The following is a 20,560-nucleotide window of genomic DNA, read 5'->3' as shown; positions in this document are numbered from 1 at the left end:
ACAAGTGACTGCTGCCCGAGAGCGAAAGGATAGACGCGCGATTCAAACGTTGAAAACTTTCAGGGAAATCTGCCGGACATCTTCCGGTGTAAATAGATGTGCAATGCCCGCTGCGTCAGTCTTGCGCTGGCTGCGGACACCGTCGACCGTTGCGGTGTAGGCCTGCTGTGGCAGCGGCTCGCCGGTCATGCTATCGACCAGACGGAAGATTTGCGGGGTTCGGGCGGGCTGCGCCGGGGGATTATTCATCAGTTCCAGCACCGCCTGATCGAAGACCGACGCTGCGACCGGCCATTGGCCGAATTCGGCTTGCGACCTGAGCAGCAGCCAGTCGCCACGCTCGACTTGGCCCAGCACTTCGCTGTCCAGATTGATCATCAAACCCGATCGCAATTCATCCAGCCCGTCGAGGGAGTGTCGCGCAAGCAGAGCCTGACAGACCCGCTCCAACGCCTGATCCTGCGGATAGACATGCTGACGATCAGCCTCGCTCAGGTCCGCGTGATGAACCAGCCTCATCCCTGGCCCTCGCCTTGCCATTCGTCGGAACCCATTGTCCGGCTGACTTCGTGGCGCCAATAGATACGCCGATAGCTGAAATGGATTTTCTCCAGCTGCGTGAGATGAGAAGTGCCGGGGTCCTGGCAGTGCGGCATCAGTATTTCAGCGCCAACGATCACCGCGTCTTCCAGCTCCATCGTGTAGAAGTGTTCCTGAACACCTTGAGCCGAGGTACGAAACCACTCCACCCGGCATTGGCTCAGCAGCTCGCCGGAACACAACGCGGTATTGATCAGCGGTGAGGCCTTGTCGATAGTCTTGGTGACGATCAGCGGCTTATGCATCCGCCGCCCTGCCCCGGCGTTCTTCGGCACGAAAATCCCGTGGCTCAACGCTTGAATCATGATCTTGTCTTCACGCCCGCTCTGATAGCTGTTGCCCACTGACGCCTCGGTGAAAGCACCGGCACTGATCAGGCCCTGTCGGCTGCCGTGGAGGGTCATGAAGGCTGGGATGGGCATGGGGTGGCTCCTTTTTTGGGTTGGGGTGGGGGGAAAGGATGGGGTTCGTCGGGGAGTTCTTCCCTTTCGTCGAAGGGCCGCCATGCATCCGCGACTTCAAGCGTGATGAGGTAGCGTTCTTGGTCGAGATGCCGGGAATCTCTGAATCGCGCCAATATCAGCATCACTTGATCGAATCCATACTGCGGATCGACAAGGCGCAAACGCGCATCTGTCTTCGGGATCCCGCCCCAGATGTGACCTCGAATCAACGGACTGAAAGGGGCGGTAGATTGCTCAAGCATGCTTTCGTAGGTTCCGCCGATTTCGAGCACAATCACGGGCTCCTCCCAAAACGACTGCGCCATCTGACGTGTGGCGGCCCGCGCCAAAACGATCAAAAGCACCAGCCACAACCAACCGCGCCAGTTGGACAAAGAAAAACGCTTGATCATCAAGCGCCCTCCATTGCGGCGACTTTTCGGATGGATTGTTCCGATGCATTCGAAGCCGGGCATGGAACGGCTCCTTCTTTGGGCTGTGGCGGGGGGGAATGGTGAGGTTCGAAGCGACGTTCGTCTTCTTCAAACAGCCGCCATGCTTCACCGATATCAAGAGTGATGAGATAGCGCTCCTGGTCGAGATGCCGGGAGTCTCTGAATCGCGCCAATATCAACATCACCTGGTACTTGTCACCGGCCTGCCAATAGGCATGCCCTTGGAGTACGCCAGGCCTGAGATAGGCTCGCCATTCGGGCGTATCAGCAATGGTGGGATAGCGTCGGGTTCCCACCGGCCTCCAGCCTTTTGCACACCATTGAGCTTGCAGGTCGAGAACAACTTTCATGGCATCGTCGATCAGCAACGGTTCGACTTGCGGGGACATACGGATGTCATCGACCACGTTGTCGTTGAAACCTACCGACAAAAAACGTGCAAGAGGCGTCTCGAAACCGTAATGCGGGTCAACAAAGCGCAAACGCGCATCTGTCTTCGGAATGCCGGCCCAGATATGGCCGCGGATTAGTGGGCTGAAAGGGGCCGTGGAGTGTTCGCGCATATTTTCATAAGTTCCTCCCAGCGCCAGAGCGATCACGGGGTCGTCCCACAATGGCTGCGTCAACCGGTGCGCGACGGCCAGTGCCAAAACAAACAACAGCAACAGCCATGACCAACTGCGCCAGCTGAGCAGAGCGTTACCAGAGGTCTTCAAACACCCTCCATGGCGGCGATTTCAGCAATGGAATGCGCCAATGAATCTCTATTTTCGTCATTGAGCATCTGGTCAAAACGAGATGCGGCCCGGAGCACGAACTCCATTCGCTGATCAATGTCGGACAAATCAGCGAGTGGATGACTACTGAAATTGATCGTCCGTCCTCCATCGACCCGCTGGCATTGACTGGTCATCGTCAACTCTATGGCCTGCGCAACGCCGGAAGGAAAACCAGTAACGAAAGAAAGATGATTGCCACGTAACAGGGTTACCAGATGGCGATTTTCATAAATGGTCGGCTGAAGAATGTTTCGCTGCTCATGCCTCGCCAAATGTTCCACGCTTTGGGCAATATCCCCTGCGTCTATCGCCTCAAAAGCTTTTCTAATTTCTTCAAAATCCTTCCCAAACCCAAGCGTTTCCTGCCCCGCCGGCCAAAGCACTGGAAACTTAGCGTGGCCATAAATCTGTTTTCTCGTTTCCAAACACTTCTTCAACTCCCCCAACCCACGTACCGCATAAAACTGATGCAACGGATAAACATCCAGAAACAGCGTGGTATTGCCCATCGCCATCATCTCGTACACATGCTGGAACTGTTGCTGCACCAATGAAAGCTCTTCGCCGCTGGCGCGAAAATCCACGGACGGCACAGGATTACGCGCCTGCGCCTTTTCGTATTCCCGCAAGTCTTCAGCCTGCTCCGGCATTTTTCCCGGTGTCAGCAATCCGGACGCACGCCGCCCCTCCCGCATTCGCTGGCGCGCTTCGTACTCTTCGCGGATACGTTCGATGCTTTCAGCGGCGTGAAGCAATCCACAGCCCACCTGCTTGGAAGCGAACGCCGCCAAACCGGCCCACTGAAAACGTTTGTCGTGTTGCCAGAGTCGGGCATACGCCGCATTGATCGCGCGGTTGCGCTTGACCGGGTCAGCGATAAACACACCCTCGGGCGCAAGGATTTCCTCGGCCTGGCGCTGATAGGTGCGCCACAGGCACTGGCACGTGAGCACCGGTACCTCGGTCACGCGCACCTTTTCGCCATACAGCAATTCTTCAGTGCATTCACAATCGGCCACGGGCACGCTGTTGTGGTTCAGGCGTTGTCCATCGCTGGCATGTTCGTTGAAACACTGGCTCATGTCGGGCACAAAGCTTCTAGGGGAATCCCTGAACCCTACCAAGCAAAACCCGCTGTGAAATCGCCTCAACGAAAAATCAGAAAACCCTGTCAGACGATGCCTTTCAATGACTGCGAAGCTTCCTCTTAAATGACAGGAAACGTCCAAAAGCCCCAAAAACCGGGGGGCTCATCGACGAACAGGTCAAATTAAAAACCGAACGGTCAGAAACTGAATTGTGCCGCACTGCAGATTATTGACGTATGACACTCGTGTAAGGGAAAAGAGGTGCTAGCATAGAGCCACCAGTCGATCTCAGCATGCAGCCTAACTAGTAGTCAGGATATGACCGAGCCAGAAGACCCCAGCCGTGAGCGTCTCAAGCACCACTTTGCCCAGCGGGTAATTCATCAGGCACGTCAGATTCTTGAGATATGGCAACGCCTGCAACGCAGTGAGTGGTCCACTGCCGATCTCGCCGAACTGAGTGAAGCCAACCTGCGCCTGCTGCGTTTTGCCGAGCGTTTCGAACAGCCGGAACACACTCAGCTCGCACACCACATCAGCCAGTCGCTGGAAGCGGTGGACGCCAATCGCGGGCGCCTGAGCAGCGGGCTGATCACCGACCTCAATCGTTTGATGCAGCGCCTGTCGCGCACCGGCCTGCGCCATGGCGATCAACTCGACCAGACCTTCCTGCCGCCGCTGCGCAAACCGATCTACGTGATGTTGCAGGATCACGACCGCGCCGAGCGGCTGGCCAAGCAACTGGAGTTCTTCGGTCTCAGCGCTCAGGCGCTGGACAGTGTGTCGGCGTTTCGCTCCTCGATGGTCGAGCGCTTGCCCGCCGCGATAGTCATGGATGTGGACTTCAGCGGCGCCGGCATTGGCCTGAAACTCGCCGCCGAAGCCCAGGTCGGCCTGGACGAACCGCTGCCGCTGCTGTTCTTCAGCCTGCACGAAACCGACACCCCGACCCGTCTCGCCGCCGTGCGCGCCGGTGGCCAGGAATTCCTCACCGGCACCCTCGAAGCGTCGAGTCTGCTGGAGAAGATCGAAGTCCTCACCTGCGTTGCCCAGTACGAACCTTATAAAGTGCTGATCATCGACGACTCCCGTGCACAGGCCTTGCACACCGAGCGCCTGCTCAACAGCGCCGGCATCGTCACCCGCACGTTGATCGAACCGATTCAAGCGATGGCCGAACTGGCGGACTTCCAGCCCGATCTGATCATCCTCGACATGTACATGCCGGCCTGCACCGGCACCGAACTGGCCAAGGTGATCCGCCATAACGACCGTTATGTCAGCGTACCGATCATTTACCTGTCGGCTGAAGACGATCTGGACAAGCAGCTCGATGCGATGAGCGAGGGCGGTGATGACTTCCTCACCAAGCCGATCAAGCCGCGTCATTTGATCACCACTGTACGCAACCGCGCCGCGCGCGCGCGTAATCTGAAAGCGCGGATGGTTCGCGACAGCCTCACTGGCTTGTACAACCACACGCACATTCTGCAATTGCTCGAAGACTGCTCCTTCCGCGCCCGGCGCGAGAACAAGCCGCTGAGCTTTGCCATGCTCGACATTGACCACTTCAAACGGGTCAATGACAGCCACGGCCACCCGATGGGCGACCGCGTGATCAAAAGCCTCGCGCTGTTCCTCAAACAGCGCCTGCGCAAGACCGACTTCATCGGCCGCTACGGTGGCGAAGAGTTCGCCATCGTCATGCCGGATACCGATATAGAAGCTGCGCACAAAGTGCTCGACGAAATCCGCCAGCGCTTCGCCGAAATCCACTACCCGGCGCAACCACAGGATTTGTGGTGCACCTTCAGTGCCGGCGTGGTGGAAATGCGCGATGACTCCGACAGCCTGATGATGGCCAGCCAGGCCGACGAGGCGCTATACCGCGCCAAGGGTGAAGGACGCAATCGGGTGCAGACTGCGCGACACTCAAAGCAAAGTGCCACTTTTTCATCTGAATCCACTGATTCGGTCATAACCCTGTAACAGAACCGCAATAAATTCAGGCGCTTACCATTATCTGCCGTTGGTAGCCGTCATGCGCCTGAAGTTGCTCACCAATCTCAATACGCTGCTGCTGGTCGCCGTGTGCCTCGCACTCGGCGCCACGCTGTGGTGGTCGCAAAAAGCTCTCGAGCGCCCGTATCTGTTGATGGAGCGCTATCTGGGGTTGTCGCAGCAGTTTCAGAATGAGGTCGCGCGCAACGTCGAGGATTACCTCGCCAGCGGCGATGCCCTGCGACTGAGCAGCGCCGGCCTGGCCATTGACGGTTTGCAGAAACAACTCGCCGAACTGCCGCCTGCGCTGGCCGACACCCTGCGCCCGAGCCTTTCAGAGCTTAATGACTTCAGCAAAACCGACCTGCTGGCTGCCGGCAAACTGGCGGGCGATCCACAGGCCTTGCTGTTGCAGGCCGAGCGCGAACTGAGCGCCAGCCTCGATCAGCTCAGCACCTACGCCGGCGGGAATGCGACGTATCTGACACCGCTGCTCGCCGCCGCCCAGCATGTGGGCAAACTGTCGTTGGCGCGGGACAAACTCGTCAGCAGTGGCCGCAGCGAACTGGCCGCCGACGTTGAGCGCGAGGTCGACAACATTCGTGCCCAAGCGCAGGCGATTGATGCCCTGCCCTTACTCGGCATCGTCGCCAGCAACGAATCGGGCAGCGATGATTTCGCGGCAATGATGGGCATCGAGAGCACTGAAAAAACCGTCGCCGAAGACGCCGGTGTCGGCCTCAAACGTGAACTCAACAGTTTGCTCGGTCGCTACCCGGCAGAGCTGACACGCACCCGTGATCAGATCCAGAAACGCGCCGATCTCAGCACGGCAACCCACCAGAAAATTGCCGCCGTGCAGCAAGCCATCGCCGGCCTGGAACCGGTAGTGCGTGCACAACATGGCCAGATTCAAAACGAAGTGCGGCTGCTACAGGGCGTGATGATCGGCCTGATTCTGCTCATCGCGTTGCTGATCGACACCTTGCAGCGCCGCCTCTCGCGCACTCTGACCAACCTCGCCCCGGCGCTTTCGACGTGGGCTGAGGGCGATTTCAGTCGCGACATTCGTCTGGGCAAAACCAACCGTGAACTGCACGATATCGAAGCATCGCTGAACCGCTTGCGTGCTTATCTGGTGGATCTGGTCGGGACCATTCGCGGCAATGCCGAACAAGTGGCAGGCAGCAGTCGCACCCTGGCCGAACTGAGCAACGACTTGCACAGCGGCGCCGAACACCAGGCCGGCGACACCGCGCTGATCCGCGACTCACTCGGCGAACTGGAAGCCACCATCCAGCAAGTCGCCGGCGATGCGCAGCAGGCTGCAGACGCCAGCCGTCATGCCGGACTGGCGGTCGAGCATGGCCAGACCGTGATCGGCCAGAGCCTGACCGGCCTGCATGCGCTCGTCGGTGAAGTGCAAGGCAACGCCCAGATGATCGAACATCTGGCCGAAGAGTCGGCCACCATCGGCGGCGTGTTGACGGTGATTCGTTCGATTGCCGATCAAACCAACCTGCTGGCGCTGAACGCGGCGATTGAAGCGGCGCGGGCCGGTGAAATGGGGCGCGGTTTTGCCGTGGTCGCTGAAGAAGTCCGCTCGCTGGCACAACGCACGGCCGGCGCAACGGCGGAAATTCAAACCTTGATTGCCGGCCTGCAAACCGCTGCCCGACAATCGGTCGAAGGCATGCGCGCGCAAGTTGAACACGCCGAAGCGACAGCCAATCAGGCACAAGCGGCAGATGGCGCGCTGGACAAGATTGTCGGGGCGATCCAGACCATTTCCGACACGGCGATCCGCATCGCCGACGTGACGGCGCAGCAAAGCGGCGCAGTCAGCGAGATTCGCGATCACAGCGAGCGGATTCATCAACTGGGCGGGGATAACCTGGTGCGTATCGGCCAAGGACGCGAGCAAGGCGAAAATCTGCTGGTATTGGGCGGGCAACTGCATACCGCGGTTCAGGCCTTTCGCGTCTGACAGATCGCCTGCGCGAGCAGGCAAGCTCCCGCAGGGGTAAATATTCCAATGGGGAAGCGAGCCTGATCGCGAACAGGCCCGCATCATTGCCACAAATGACCAGATCAAATCACTCGGTCACATATTTCGCGCAAACATCGCCTATCGTGCTGGCTATTGCATAGAACTGGACAGTCACAAAGTCTTTGCGGCATAGTCGCCGGGTTCTGACGATTGCTCATTCATAACAAGGACTACGCAGATGGCAACCCTACTGGTGCTGCACGGCCCCAACCTGAACCTGCTCGGCACCCGCGAACCCGGTACTTACGGTTCAACGACCCTGGCGCAGATCAATCAGGATCTGGAGCGCCGCGCCCGTGAAGCCGGCCATCATCTGCTGTATCTGCAAAGCAATGCCGAGTACGAACTGATCGACCGCATCCACGCCGCACGCGGTGAGGGCGTCGACTTCATTCTGATCAATCCAGCAGCTTTTACGCACACAAGTGTCGCATTACGTGACGCGCTGCTGGGAGTGAGCATCCCATTCATCGAAGTGCATTTGTCCAACGTGCACAAACGCGAACCTTTCCGCCATCACTCTTACTTCTCCGACGTAGCGGTGGGAGTGATCTGCGGCCTTGGCGCCAGCGGTTACCGACTGGCCCTGGAGGCTGCGCTAGAACAGCTTGAAACACAGGCAACGACTTGATCTACAAGCGTTAAACGCCCCTGACCGACCCTTGGGAGTTGATGATTCATGGATATCCGTAAAGTTAAGAAATTGATCGAATTGCTGGAAGAGTCCGGCATCGACGAGCTCGAGATCAAGGAAGGCGAAGAGTCTGTACGCATCAGCCGTCACAGCAAAACCCCGGCTCAGCAGTTCTACGCGCCGGCTCCGATGCAGGCTCCGGCCGCTGCACCTGTCGCCGCCGCTGCTCCGGTTGCTGCCGCCGCCCCGGCTGCCGCTGCTGCTCCAGCGCTGAACGGCACCGTGGCCCGTTCGCCGATGGTGGGCACGTTCTATCGCAAATCTTCGCCAACCTCGCCGTCCTTCGTTGAAGTCGGCCAGACCGTGAAGAAAGGCGACACGCTGTGCATCGTCGAAGCCATGAAGATGATGAACCACATCGAAGCCGAAACCAGCGGTGTGATCGAATCCATCCTCGTCGAAGACGGCCAGCCGGTTGAGTACGACCAACCGCTGTTCACCATCGTTTGAACTGCGGAGAGCCTTTGATGACTGCGAAGTTGGAAAAAGTTCTGATCGCTAACCGCGGTGAGATCGCCCTGCGGATTCTGCGTGCCTGCAAAGAGATGGGCATCAAGACCGTCGCCGTTTACTCCAAGGCCGACAAAGAGCTGATGCACCTGGGTCTGGCAGACGAATCCGTCTGCATCGGCCCGGCGTCTGCCGCTCAGTCCTACCTGCACATCCCGGCCATCATCGCTGCCGCTGAAGTGACTGGTGCCACCGCCATTCACCCGGGCTACGGTTTCCTCGCGGAAAACGCCGATTTTGCCGAGCAGGTCGAGAACTCCGGCTTCGCTTTCATCGGCCCGAAGGCCGAAACCATTCGCCTGATGGGCGACAAGGTTTCGGCCAAGCACGCGATGATCGAAGCGGGCGTGCCTACCGTTCCAGGCTCCGACGGCCCACTGCCGGAAGACGAAGAAACGGCATTGCGCATCGGTCGTGAAGTCGGCTACCCGGTGATCATCAAAGCCGCTGGCGGCGGTGGTGGTCGCGGCATGCGCGTGGTGCACAAGGAAGAAGACCTGATCGCCTCGGCGAAACTGACCCGCTCCGAAGCAGGCGCGGCGTTCGGCAACCCGATGGTCTATCTGGAAAAATTCCTGACCAACCCGCGCCACGTCGAAGTCCAGGTGCTGTCCGACGGCCAAGGCCAGGCCATCCATCTGGGCGACCGCGATTGCTCGCTGCAACGTCGTCACCAGAAGGTTCTCGAAGAAGCGCCGGCACCGGGCATCGACGAGCAGGCGCGCCAGGAAGTTCTGGCTCGTTGCGTCAAGGCGTGCATCGACATCGGCTACCGCGGCGCGGGCACTTTCGAGTTCCTGTACGAGAACGGTCGTTTCTACTTCATCGAAATGAACACCCGTGTTCAGGTGGAGCACCCGGTGTCGGAAATGGTCACCGGTATCGACATCGTCAAGGAGATGCTCAGCATCGCCGCTGGCAACAAGCTGTCGTTCACTCAGGATGACGTGGTGATCCGCGGTCACTCGCTGGAATGCCGGATCAACGCTGAAGACCCGAAAACCTTCATGCCGAGCCCGGGCACGGTCAAGCATTTCCACGCCCCAGGCGGCAACGGCGTTCGCGTCGATTCGCACCTGTACAGCGGTTATGCGGTTCCGCCGAACTACGACTCGCTGATCGGCAAGCTGATCACTTACGGCGCCACCCGCGACGAAGCCATGGCCCGCATGCGCAATGCCCTGGACGAAATCGTGGTTGACGGGATCAAGACCAACATCCCGCTGCACCGTGATCTGGTTCGTGACGAAGGCTTCTGCAAGGGCGGTGTGAACATTCACTACCTCGAGCACAAGCTGGCTGGCGACAAGCACTAAGCTTCAGCCCGCACCAGACAAAGCCGCCTTCGGGCGGCTTTGTCGTTTCTGCAGGTTTCGCTCCCACAGATCCAAACCGGCACAACATCTGCGCTACAAACGCCGCTCCCACAAACCTTGCGCGCTCGCGTAAACTTGCGCGCTTCTCGCAGGCCGCTAGGCTGCAATCAATATTTTTTCAAAGGTGCCCGCCATGCCTTGGCTGCAAGTACGTCTCGCCATCAGCCCGGAACAAGCCGAAACCTACGAAGACGCTTTCCTTGAAGTCGGCGCCGTGTCGGTGACCTTCATGGACGCCGAAGACCAGCCGATCTTCGAGCCGGAACTCAACACCACCCCGCTGTGGACGCACACGCATCTGCTGGCGCTGTTCGAAGGCGGCACCGAAGCCGCCCCGGTACTGGCGCATCTGGAGCTGCTGACTGGCAGCCCGCTGCCCGAGCACCACAGCGAAGTGATCGAAGACCAGGATTGGGAACGCAGCTGGATGGACGGTTTCCAGCCGATGCGCTTCGGCCAGCGTCTGTGGATCGTGCCGAGCTGGCACGCCGCCCCGGAGCCTGACGCGGTCAACCTGCTGCTCGACCCGGGCCTGGCGTTCGGCACCGGCACCCACCCGACCACCGCGCTGTGCCTGGAATGGCTCGACGGTCAGGACCTGAAAGACTGCAACGTGCTGGATTTCGGCTGCGGCTCGGGGATTCTGGCGATTGCCGCCCTGCTGCTGGGCGCCAAAGAAGCGGTCGGCACCGACATCGACGTGCAGGCGCTGGAAGCATCGCGCGATAACGCCGGGCGCAACAACATCGCCGACGAACTGTTCCCGCTGTACCTGCCGGAAGATCTGCCGCAGGTTCAGGCCGACGTGCTGGTCGCCAACATCCTCGCCGGCCCGCTGGTTTCGCTGGCGCCGCAACTGTCCGGGCTGGTCAGGTCCGGCGGTCGTCTGGCGCTGTCGGGCATCCTCGCCGAACAAGGTGAAGAAGTCGCCGCTGCTTATGCGCAGGACTTCGATCTCGACCCGATTGCCAATCGCGATGGCTGGGTGCGCATCACTGGCCGTCGGCGCTAATATGTCCGCCTGCATAATCCGGATCGCCGCATGACCGACAGCTTCGTCACCCAGTGCCCGCATTGCCAAACCAGTTTCCGTGTCAGCCATGCTCAATTGAGCGTGGCCCGCGGGGTGGTTCGCTGTGGCTCCTGCCTGCAAGTGTTCAATGCCGCCAGACAGCTGCTTGAGCAACACGCCGGCAAGGATGCGGTGACGCCCGTTGCGCCGCCTTTTGCAGACCAGCCAGCGGAACGCCCGCCAGCCGTTGAAGCGGCGCCCATTGTCGAGCCTGTAGCGCCCCGCGTCATCAGCCAGAAGCAGTGGAGCGCCTCGGAGCTGGATCTCGACAGCCTCGATCTGGACGAAGAACTCGCCCGCCTTGAGCAACGGGAAATACAGCCGACCACCGAATTCGGTCGCCCGCGCGCCGACTCCCTGAGCGCCCGCCGCGACAGTCCCGAGCCGGACGACGCTGCCTGGCCGGGCAGCCTGTTCAGCGAACCGGTCGACGAGCGCACGCCTGAGCCCGCAGATGAGCCGCACATTGTCGAGCCTGAGCCGGTCAAATCCGAGCGCACCGAGCCTTCGCTCTCTCTGGAGCCGGTGGATCTCGACGACGAGCCGGCGATTCCGCAACTGCGCCTGCATGACCCGATCGACCCGAATACCCGTCGCGAACGTTTTTCTGCCAGCGACGAAAGCGAAGACGACGACCTGCCAACGATCACGCCGTTGCGCAAAAAGCGCGACCGCGCAGACCCCGGCGTGCGCGCCGAAGTCCTGCAGGATCTGACCGACGACCCGCTGCAACTCGACTGGCAGAAACGCCGTTCGCCGTGGGGCCGACGCCTGCTGTGGCTGACCTTGGTGCTGATCGCAGCAGGAGGCCTCGCCGCCCAGTACATCGCCTATCATTTCGACGAGCTGGCACGTCAGGATCAATACCGGCCGTGGTTCCAGGACATCTGCCCGCAGATCGGCTGCACGGTGCCGTCCAAGGTCGACATCGCCCGGATCAAGAGCAGCAACCTGGTGGTACGCAGTCACCCGGAATTCAGCGGCGCGCTGGTGGTTGACGCGATCATCTATAACCGCGCGACGTTCTCCCAGCCGTTTCCGTTGCTGGAACTGCGTTTCGCCGATCTCAATGGCCATCTGATCGCCAGTCGTCGCTTCAAACCCGGCGAATACCTCAGCGGTGATCTTGAGGGACTGGCGGAAATGCCGCCGCAAACGCCCATCCATATCGCGCTGGATATTCTCGATCCTGGTCCGAAAGCGGTGAATTACAGCCTCAATTTTCACTCGCCCGAGTGAAACGCTTCACTGCTTCAGCATTGACGGCAATTTTCTGACTGGACCGCGCACAACCAAACCGTCAGCGATAACAGAATAACTGTTCAGATTTTGTTCAATTCAGCCTTTATCCGGTCATCGAGAGCGGGTATCATGCCAACCCTTTTTCGAACTCTCATGATCCGGCCCCACTTCAGGGAAGTCCTATGTCGGCGGTACGCATCGGCCCATACACATTGCAGAACGGCTTGATTCTCGCCCCGATGGCGGGCGTCACCGATCAGCCCTTTCGTCAGCTGTGCAAGCGTTTGGGCGCAGGGCTTGTAGTCTCGGAAATGGTCACCAGCGACATGAGCCTGTGGAACACCCGCAAGTCGCGCATGCGCATGATCCACGAAGGCGATCCCGAGCCGCGCTCGGTACAGATTGCCGGTGGCGATGCGCAGATGCTCGCGGAGGCGGCCCGGGCCAACGTCGAACTGGGCGCACAGATTATTGATATCAACATGGGTTGCCCGGCAAAGAAGGTCTGCAACAAGGCCGCCGGTTCCGCGTTGTTGAAGGACGAAGCACTGGTCACCGAGATCCTGCACGCCGTGGTGGCGGCAGTTGATGTGCCGGTGACCCTGAAGATCCGCACCGGATGGGATCGCGACAACAAGAACGGTCTGACCGTGGCGAAAATCGCCGAGCAGGCCGGGATCACCGCGCTGGCAGTGCATGGCCGCACGCGCGCCGATCTGTACAAAGGGGACGCCGAGTACGACACGATTGCCGCGATCAAGCAGGCGGTGTCGATTCCAGTGTTTGCCAATGGCGATATCGATTCGCCAGAAAAGGCCCGTTACGTCCTCGACGCGACCGGTGCCGATGGCCTGTTGGTAGGCCGTGCCGCTCAAGGGCGGCCATGGATTTTTCGCGAGATCGAACACTTCCTGCGCACGGGCGAGAAATTGCCGGCGCCGGAACTGGTCGAGGTGGAACACATTCTGCTAGAGCATCTGGCTGCACTTCACGCTTTCTATGGAGACGTGATGGGCGTGCGCATTGCGCGCAAGCATGTGGGCTGGTATCTCGCAACCTTGCCGGGCGCCAGGGAGTTTCGCGCCCACTTCAATCGTTTGGATGGTACGGAAACACAATGCGCCAACGTTCGGGAGTTCTTCGCCGAGCGTTACAAGAGCCTGACAGGGGACGAAAAAGGGGTGGCCGCATGACGATGATGACCGAGACTTTAGTGAGTGGAACAACACCCGTGAGCGACAACGTGAATTTGAAACAGCACCTCAATACCCCGAGCGAAGAAGGCCAGACCCTTCGCGGGAGTGTCGAGAAGGCGCTGCACAATTATTTCGCCCACCTTGAGGGCGCGTCCGTCACGGATGTGTACAACCTGGTGCTCTCCGAAGTCGAGGCTCCCCTGCTCGAAAGCGTGATGAACTACGTCAAGGGCAACCAGACCAAGGCCAGTGAGCTGCTCGGTCTCAACCGCGGCACGCTGCGCAAGAAACTCAAGCAGTACGATCTGCTGTAAGCATTCAATAAAACCAGAAAGGCGCCCGCATAAAAAACGGTCGCCTTTTTTGCTGACTTCCTTTGCTTTTGATGGAAATTGAGATGACCGACCAGACTACCCGCCTGCCGATCCGCCGCGCCCTGATCAGCGTTTCCGACAAGACCGGTATCCTCGAATTCGCCAAGGAGCTTGAAGCTCTGGGCGTCGAGATCCTCTCCACCGGCGGGACGTTCAAGCTGCTGCAGGACAACGGCGTAGCCGCTGTGGAAGTCGCGGATTACACCGGTTTCGCCGAAATGATGGACGGCCGGGTAAAAACCCTGCACCCGAAAATTCACGGCGGCATCCTCGGTCGTCGCGGTATCGACGACGCGATCATGAGCGAGCACGGCATCAAGCCGATCGATCTGGTTGCGGTCAATCTGTACCCGTTCGAAGCCACCATCAACAAGCCAGGCTGCGACCTGCCGACCGCCATCGAGAACATCGACATCGGCGGCCCGACCATGGTCCGTTCAGCAGCGAAAAACCATAAAGACGTAGCGATCGTGGTGAATGCCAGCGATTACGCCAATGTGCTCGAAGGCCTGAAGGCCGGTGGCCTGACTTACGCTCAGCGTTTCGACCTGATGCTCAAGGCGTTCGAACACACCGCCGCCTACGACGGCATGATCGCCAACTACATGGGCACCGTGAATCAGACTGCCGAGACCCTGAGCACCGAAGGTCGCAGCGAGTTCCCGCGCACCTTCAACAGCCAGTTCATCAAGGCTCAGGAAATGCGCTACGGCGAGAACCCGCACCAGAGCGCGGCGTTCTACGTTGAGGCCAAACCTGCCGAAGTCGGTATCGCCACCGCGACCCAACTGCAAGGCAAGGAGCTGTCGTACAACAACGTGGCCGACACCGACGCCGCGCTCGAATGCGTGAAGAGCTTCGTCAAACCCGCCTGCGTCATCGTCAAGCACGCCAACCCGTGCGGCGCGGCTGTCAGCCCGGACGCTGAAGGCGGCATTCGTCAGGCCTATGAACTGGCCTACGCCACCGACACCGAATCGGCATTCGGCGGCATCATCGCCTTCAACCGTGAACTGGATGCCGAGACCGCCAAAGCGATCGTCGAGCGTCAGTTCGTTGAAGTGATCATTGCGCCAAGCGTCAGCGAAGAAGCCCGCGCCATTGTGGCTGCAAAAGCCAACGTGCGCCTGCTGGCCTGCGGCGAGTGGTCGGCTGACCGCGCTGCGGCGTGGGACTACAAGCGCGTCAACGGCGGCCTGCTGGTACAGAGCCGCGACATCGGCATGATCAGCGCCGATGACCTGAAAGTCGTGACCAAACGTGCCCCGACCGAACAGGAAATCCACGACCTGATCTTCGCCTGGAAAGTTGCCAAGTACGTTAAATCCAACGCCATCGTCTACGCCAAGAACCGTCAGACCATCGGTGTCGGCGCCGGCCAGATGAGCCGCGTAAACTCGGCGCGTATCGCTGCGATCAAGGCCGAGCACGCCGGTCTGCAAGTGGCCGGTTCGGTGATGGCCTCGGACGCGTTCTTCCCGTTCCGCGACGGTCTGGACAACGCGGCCAAGGTCGGCATCACCGCGGTGATCCAGCCAGGCGGCTCGATGCGTGACAACGAAGTGATTGCTGCTGCCGACGAAGCTGGCATCGCCATGGTATTCACCGGCATGCGCCACTTCCGTCACTGAAATACGGCAGCTACAAGTCTCAAGCTGCAAGCTGCAAGAAAGAGCAGGCATGTGTCGCTCTTTCTTGCAGATGCAGCCTTATTAATTCAGAGCCATAAGCTGTAGTTAAGAGCCACACATTCGCTCTTGCTTGCAGCTTATAGCTTGCAGCTTCTCCGAAGGAGTCTTTCTTTGAACATTTTGATCATTGGCAGCGGTGGCCGTGAACACGCCCTGGCCTGGAAAGTGGCTCAGGACCCTCGCGTTCAGAAGGTTTTCGTCGCGCCGGGCAATGCCGGGACTGCAACTGAAGCCAAGTGCGAGAACGTTGCCATCGACGTATTGGCCCTTGAGCAACTGGCCGACTTCGCCGAGAAGAACGTTTCCCTGACCATCGTCGGCCCGGAAGTGCCACTGGTGGCCGGCGTCGTCGATCTGTTCCGCTCCCGTGGCCTGGACTGTTTTGGTCCGACCGCCGGTGCTGCGCAGCTGGAAGGCTCGAAAGCCTTCACCAAGGATTTCCTCGCGCGCCACAAGATCCCGACCGCCGACTACCAGAACTTCACCGAGATCGAGCCGGCCCTGGCTTATCTGCGTGAAAAAGGCGCGCCAATCGTGATCAAGGCCGACGGCCTGGCCGCCGGTAAAGGCGTGATCGTGGCCATGACCCTGGCCGAAGCCGAAGACGCCGTGCGCGACATGCTCGCCGGTAACGCGTTCGGCGACGCCGGTTCGCGCGTGGTCATCGAAGAATTCCTCGACGGCGAAGAAGCCTCGTTCATCGTCATGGTCGACGGCAAGAATGTCCTGCCGATGGCCACCAGCCAGGACCACAAACGCGTCGGCGACGGCGACAGCGGCCCGAACACCGGCGGCATGGGTGCCTACTCCCCTGCTCCGGTTGTCACCGATGATGTGCATCAGCGCGTGATGGACCTGGTGATCTGGCCGACCGTGCGCGGCATGGCCGAGGAAGGTAACGTCTACACTGGCTTCCTGTACGCCGGTCTGATGATCGACAAGGCCGGTAACCCGAAGGTCATCGAGTTCAACTGCCGCTTCGGCGATCCGGAAACCCAACCGGTGATGCTGCGTCTGCAATCGAGCCTCGTGCTGTTGGTGGAGGCCGCTCTGGCTCAGGCGCTGGACAAGGTCGAAGCACAATGGGACCCACGCCCGAGCGTCGGGATCGTGCTGGCGGCTGGCGGTTACCCGGGTGACTACGCCAAAGGCGCAGCGATCAACGGTCTGCACGCGGCGGCACAGCTGGAAGGCAAAGTGTTCCATGCCGGTACGGCGCTGAAGGATGGCAACGTGGTAACCGCCGGTGGTCGCGTACTCTGCGCTACCGCCATGGGCGCAAGCGTCGGCGAAGCGCAGCAGCAAGCCTACAAGCTGGCTGCGGCCATCGACTGGGAAGGCTGCTTCTACCGCAAGGACATTGGCTACCGCGCCATTGCCCGTGAACGCGGCGAAACCCAGCAGTAAACCGTGCCTCAGTCCGGCGTGGGATACCGTTCCTCGCCGGGCTGTTCCGCCGTTGCGCATCGTTATATTCTGGCATCAACCTACGAAGGGATTTCGCCGTGAGCTGGCTCAGGATTGCCGTAAGCTTCACCGTCACGCTGTTGACCTTGCTCTGCATGCTTGCGACTCAGGCCGCACAAGGCAGTGGCTGGTCGGTATTGCTTGACGATCAGGGCAATCTGCAGCTGAGCGACATTCGCTCTCCTCGCTACACCAATCAATTCAGCCCCATCGAACTCGACCGCCTCACCGCTGCCGAGCCCGAGGGTGCCTTGTGGCTGCGCTTCAGACTGGCGCCCGGCAAGCACGAACAAGTGCTGCGCGTCTTCGCCCCCGACCTGTCCAGCCTCAATCTCTATGTGCTGGACGGCGACAAGCTGATCGAGCAACGCAATACCGGCACCGATCAACCGCAGGCCGAACGGCCGCTGCCGAGCAGCGATTTCATGCTGCCGCTGCCGCAGAGCGACAAAACCCTGGACGTCTATCTGCGCATGGTCTCCGACCACCAGTTACGTCCGCACATCACCCTGCAGTCGGCCGTGATGAGCGCCGCCAACCACAACCAGACGCTGATCTTCGGCCTGCTGTTCGGCTGCCTCGGCATGCTGCTGTTGCACAATCTGGTGCGCTACGCCTACTCGCGGTCGCGCAGCAGCCTGTGGCTGGCACTGTGCGAGGGCTTGCTGGGGCTCAGTCTTTTACTGCTGCTGAATCTCGCCGGGCCGTGGTTGCCGAACTGGCACGCGATCCAGACCCCGGGTGCTTACCTGGCACTGCTGCTGACCGCGCCGGCGGGTCTGATGTTCGCCTACCGCTTCTTCGCTCCGCTCGGCCCGCACCCGCTGAACAAACTGTTGCTTGGCGACATTCTGTTCATCGTGACCTGCAGCCTGCTGCTGTTGTTCGTCAACACCCTGCCGCTGAACATCATCACTTATGCGCTGGTGGCGCTGGCCGGCCTGAGCATGCTGCTTGTCGGTTTCTATCACTGGCAGAAAGGCTACCGGCCGGCGCGTCTGTTCGTCGTCGCGATGGTCGTGTTCAACATCGGCACGCTGATCATCCTCCCGGCCTTGCTGGGCCTGACCCTGGTGTCGCCACAAGGCCTGATCATGACGCTGATGGCGTTCATCTGCATCAGCGGCCTGTTGATGAGCATCGCCCTTGGCGAGCGCCAGCGCAGTATCACCGAAAGCCGTTTCAGCATCAGCCGCGATCTCGCCGCGAGCAATGCCGAGATCAACGCCAAGGCCGAATTCCTCGCCAAGATCAGCCACGAAATCCGTACACCGATGAATGGTGTGCTGGGCATGACCGAGCTGTTGCTGGGCACGCCGCTGTCGGTCAAGCAACGCGATTACGTGCAAACCATCCACAGCGCCGGCAACGAACTGCTGACGTTGATCAACGAGATTCTCGATATCTCCAAGCTCGAATCCGGGCAGATCGAACTGGACGACGTGCAGTTCGACCTCAACGCATTGATCGACGATTGCCTGAGCATCTATCGCGCCAAGGCCGAGCAACAGAATGTCGAGCTGATCAGCTTCATCCAGCCACAAGTGCCACGGGTGATCAGCGGTGACCCGACCCGCCTGCGCCAGACGTTGCTGAGCCTGCTGGAAAACGCCCTGAAGAAAACCGACGAAGGCGAAGTGTTGATTGTCGTCGCCCTCGACGAACGCAGCGTCAAGCCCCGTCTGCGCATCGCCGTCCAGGACAGCGGACAGCCGATGGAGCCGGAAGAGCGTGAGGCGCTGATGCACGCCGAACTGCACAGCAAGCACTTCCTCTCGGCCAATCGCCTGGGCGGTAATCTTGGCCTGGTGATTGCCCGGCAACTGATCCGCCTGATGCAAGGCGAGTTCGGCATCAAGAGCGGCGCCAGTCAGGGCAGCACCCTGTGGCTGACCCTGCCGCTGGACCCGGATCGTCTTGAACACCCGACCTCCGATCTCGACAGCCCGCTGCAAGGCGCACGGGTACTGGTGGTCGATGACAACGACACCTGCCGCAAAGTGCTGGTGCAGCAATGCAGCGCCTGGGGGCTCAACGTCAGCGCCGTGCCGTCGGGCAAGGAAGCGCTGGCGCTGCTGCGCACCAAGGCGCACCTGCGCGATTACTTCGATGTGGTGCTGCTTGATCAGAACATGCCCGGCATGACCGGCATGCAACTGGCGGCCAAGATCAAGGAAGATCCGAGCCTCAACCACGACATCCTGCTGATCATGCTCACCGGCATCAGCAATGCGCCGAGCAAGATCATCGCGCGCAACTCGGGGATCAAACGCATCCTCGCCAAACCGGTGGCCGGCTACACCCTCAAGACCACGCTGGCGGACGAACTCAACCAGCGCAACAAGGGTCAGGTGGTGTTCCAGCCGCAAGTGATCACCGCGGCCACGGCGGCGAAAGTGCCGAGCGATTTCCGCATCCTCGTCGCCGAAGACAACACCATTTCCACCAAAGTGATTCGCGGCATGCTCGGCAAGCTCAACCTGCAACCGGACACCGCCAGCAATGGCGAAGAAGCCCTGCAGGCGATGAAAGCCCAGCGTTACGACCTGGTGCTGATGGATTGCGAAATGCCGATCCTCGATGGCTTCTCGGCGACCCAGCAACTGCGTGCCTGGGAAGTCAGCAACCAGCGTACTCGCACGCCGATCGTGGCACTCACCGCGCACATCCTCGCCGAACACAAAGAGCGCGCGCGCCAGGCCGGCATGGATGGGCACATGGCCAAACCCGTGGAGCTGTCGCAGTTGCGTGAACTGATCGAACACTGGGTCGCGCAGCGCGATCAACAGAATCGCGCCACGACGCAACCGTCCTGAGCCGACAGACGCCGTAGCGCCTGATAGACTCCGTCACGACTTCCTCGCCAGTGAGCCTGCACCATGCTCCACGTGTTGTTCAGCGTTTACCTGAAGATGCTGGTGCTCTATAGCCCGTTCTTCGTGTTGTCCTGCTTTATCAGCCTGACCCGTGGTTATTCGCGCAAGGAGCAACGGCGCCTGGCCTGGAAAGTCGCGCTGGCCACGCTGATCGCCAGCGTGTTGCTATACCTGTTCGGGCGGGTGATTTTCGATGTGTTCGGGATTACCGTCGACGCCTTCCGCATCGGTGCCGGCAGCGTGCTATTCATCTCCGCGCTGGGCATGGCCCAGGGCAAACCGGCGGTACAGGCCGACAACGTGCAGCAGGACGTGACCATCGTGCCGCTGACCATTCCGCTGACGGTCGGTCCCGGCACCATCGGTGCCTTGCTGGTCATGGGCGTCAGTCAGCCGCACTGGGACGACAAACTCACCGCCATCATGAGTATCGCCCTCGCCAGCTTCACGGTGGGCGTGGTGCTGTATCTGTCCAGCCGCATCGAGCGCATTCTCGGTGATCAGGGCTTGCAGATCGTCAGCCGCTTGATGGGGTTGTTCGTCTGCGCACTGGCAGCGCAGATCATCTTCACCGGCGTGAAGGGCTATCTGGTTCCTTGAGACACAGTGAAAAAGGCCGCGAGTGAAAACACTCGCGGCCTTTTTC

Annotated in this window: 18 protein-coding genes; 13 read left to right on the top strand and 5 right to left on the bottom strand. The window is 60.2% G+C overall.

Annotated features, from left to right (window positions below; genetic code table 11):
- Positions 1-42: 42 nt before the first annotated feature.
- From AACY19_RS05635 to AACY19_RS05615, 5 genes are read right to left on the bottom strand one after another with little or no spacing between them, the layout of a single operon-like run.
- The gene (locus AACY19_RS05635) at positions 43-519 is read right to left on the bottom strand and encodes a hypothetical protein (RefSeq protein ID WP_339448763.1); all 477 of its coding nucleotides are present in this window, start codon (positions 517-519) and stop codon (positions 43-45) included.
- On the bottom strand, positions 516-1,022 hold the full coding sequence (locus AACY19_RS05630; RefSeq protein ID WP_339448761.1) for an Hcp family type VI secretion system effector: 507 nt from the start codon (positions 1,020-1,022) through the stop codon (positions 516-518). The genes AACY19_RS05635 and AACY19_RS05630 overlap by 4 nt, the downstream gene beginning before the upstream one ends.
- Positions 1,001-1,456: a hypothetical protein gene (locus tag AACY19_RS05625; RefSeq protein WP_339448759.1), complete on the bottom strand. Its 456-nt coding sequence runs from the start codon at positions 1,454-1,456 to the stop codon at positions 1,001-1,003. Before AACY19_RS05625 ends, AACY19_RS05630 begins: the two co-directional genes overlap by 22 nt.
- A complete protein-coding gene (locus tag AACY19_RS05620) occupies positions 1,456-2,214 on the bottom strand; it encodes a hypothetical protein (RefSeq protein WP_339448757.1) in 759 nt (252 codons plus the stop codon). Before AACY19_RS05620 ends, AACY19_RS05625 begins: the two co-directional genes overlap by 1 nt.
- A complete protein-coding gene (locus AACY19_RS05615) occupies positions 2,211-3,359 on the bottom strand; it encodes a DUF2515 family protein (RefSeq protein ID WP_339448754.1) in 1,149 nt (382 codons plus the stop codon). The genes AACY19_RS05620 and AACY19_RS05615 overlap by 4 nt, the downstream gene beginning before the upstream one ends.
- Positions 3,360-3,683: 324 nt before the next feature.
- Between AACY19_RS05615 and gcbA the strand changes: the two genes are divergently transcribed.
- From gcbA to AACY19_RS05550, 13 genes are all read left to right on the top strand, one after another.
- Positions 3,684-5,354, top strand: coding sequence for a diguanylate cyclase GcbA (gene gcbA / locus AACY19_RS05610; RefSeq protein ID WP_339448752.1), 1,671 nt, complete (start codon positions 3,684-3,686; stop codon positions 5,352-5,354).
- A 52-nt stretch (positions 5,355-5,406) separates the two neighbouring features.
- Complete coding sequence (locus AACY19_RS05605; protein WP_339448750.1) at positions 5,407-7,353, top strand: methyl-accepting chemotaxis protein; 1,947 nt, start codon at positions 5,407-5,409, stop codon at positions 7,351-7,353.
- Positions 7,354-7,594: 241 nt separating this feature from the next.
- Positions 7,595-8,047 carry a type II 3-dehydroquinate dehydratase gene (gene aroQ / locus AACY19_RS05600; RefSeq protein ID WP_007914604.1) on the top strand — a complete coding sequence of 151 codons (453 nt, stop codon included), beginning with the start codon at positions 7,595-7,597 and terminating at the stop codon, positions 8,045-8,047.
- A gap of 48 nt (positions 8,048-8,095) precedes the next feature.
- Positions 8,096-8,560, top strand: coding sequence for an acetyl-CoA carboxylase biotin carboxyl carrier protein (gene accB / locus AACY19_RS05595; protein WP_339448747.1), 465 nt, complete (start codon positions 8,096-8,098; stop codon positions 8,558-8,560).
- 17 nt (positions 8,561-8,577) lie between these two features.
- A complete protein-coding gene (gene accC / locus AACY19_RS05590; RefSeq protein ID WP_339448745.1) occupies positions 8,578-9,936 on the top strand; it encodes an acetyl-CoA carboxylase biotin carboxylase subunit in 1,359 nt (452 codons plus the stop codon).
- Between the two features lie 193 nt (positions 9,937-10,129).
- The gene (gene prmA, locus AACY19_RS05585; RefSeq protein WP_339448743.1) at positions 10,130-11,008 is read left to right on the top strand and encodes a 50S ribosomal protein L11 methyltransferase; all 879 of its coding nucleotides are present in this window, start codon (positions 10,130-10,132) and stop codon (positions 11,006-11,008) included.
- A gap of 30 nt (positions 11,009-11,038) precedes the next feature.
- Positions 11,039-12,307 carry a DUF3426 domain-containing protein gene (locus AACY19_RS05580; protein WP_339448741.1) on the top strand — a complete coding sequence of 423 codons (1,269 nt, stop codon included), beginning with the start codon at positions 11,039-11,041 and terminating at the stop codon, positions 12,305-12,307.
- Positions 12,308-12,492: 185 nt separating this feature from the next.
- On the top strand, positions 12,493-13,503 hold the full coding sequence (dusB, locus tag AACY19_RS05575; protein WP_339448739.1) for a tRNA dihydrouridine synthase DusB: 1,011 nt from the start codon (positions 12,493-12,495) through the stop codon (positions 13,501-13,503).
- Entirely contained in the window at positions 13,500-13,820 is a 321-nt protein-coding gene (fis, locus tag AACY19_RS05570; protein WP_002555375.1) for a DNA-binding transcriptional regulator Fis, read from the top strand. The genes dusB and fis overlap by 4 nt, the downstream gene beginning before the upstream one ends.
- 83 nt (positions 13,821-13,903) lie before the next feature.
- Complete coding sequence (gene purH / locus AACY19_RS05565; RefSeq protein ID WP_339448737.1) at positions 13,904-15,511, top strand: bifunctional phosphoribosylaminoimidazolecarboxamide formyltransferase/IMP cyclohydrolase; 1,608 nt, start codon at positions 13,904-13,906, stop codon at positions 15,509-15,511.
- Positions 15,512-15,682: 171 nt separating this feature from the next.
- Entirely contained in the window at positions 15,683-16,978 is a 1,296-nt protein-coding gene (gene purD, locus AACY19_RS05560; RefSeq protein WP_339448735.1) for a phosphoribosylamine--glycine ligase, read from the top strand.
- 98 nt (positions 16,979-17,076) lie between these two features.
- Positions 17,077-19,854 (top strand): hybrid sensor histidine kinase/response regulator, encoded by a 2,778-nt coding sequence (locus AACY19_RS05555; protein ID WP_339448733.1) that lies wholly within the window; start codon positions 17,077-17,079, stop codon positions 19,852-19,854.
- 63 nt (positions 19,855-19,917) lie between these two features.
- Positions 19,918-20,514 (top strand): MarC family protein, encoded by a 597-nt coding sequence (locus AACY19_RS05550; protein WP_339448731.1) that lies wholly within the window; start codon positions 19,918-19,920, stop codon positions 20,512-20,514.
- The last annotated feature ends 46 nt before the right edge of the window (positions 20,515-20,560 follow it).

This window comes from Pseudomonas sp. EA_5y_Pfl2_R50 (assembly GCF_963970475.1).
In the GTDB taxonomy this organism is placed as follows: domain Bacteria; phylum Pseudomonadota; class Gammaproteobacteria; order Pseudomonadales; family Pseudomonadaceae; genus Aquipseudomonas.
Note: the sequence above shows the minus strand (reverse complement) of the source record. Positions and strands in the feature narration are given on the sequence as shown.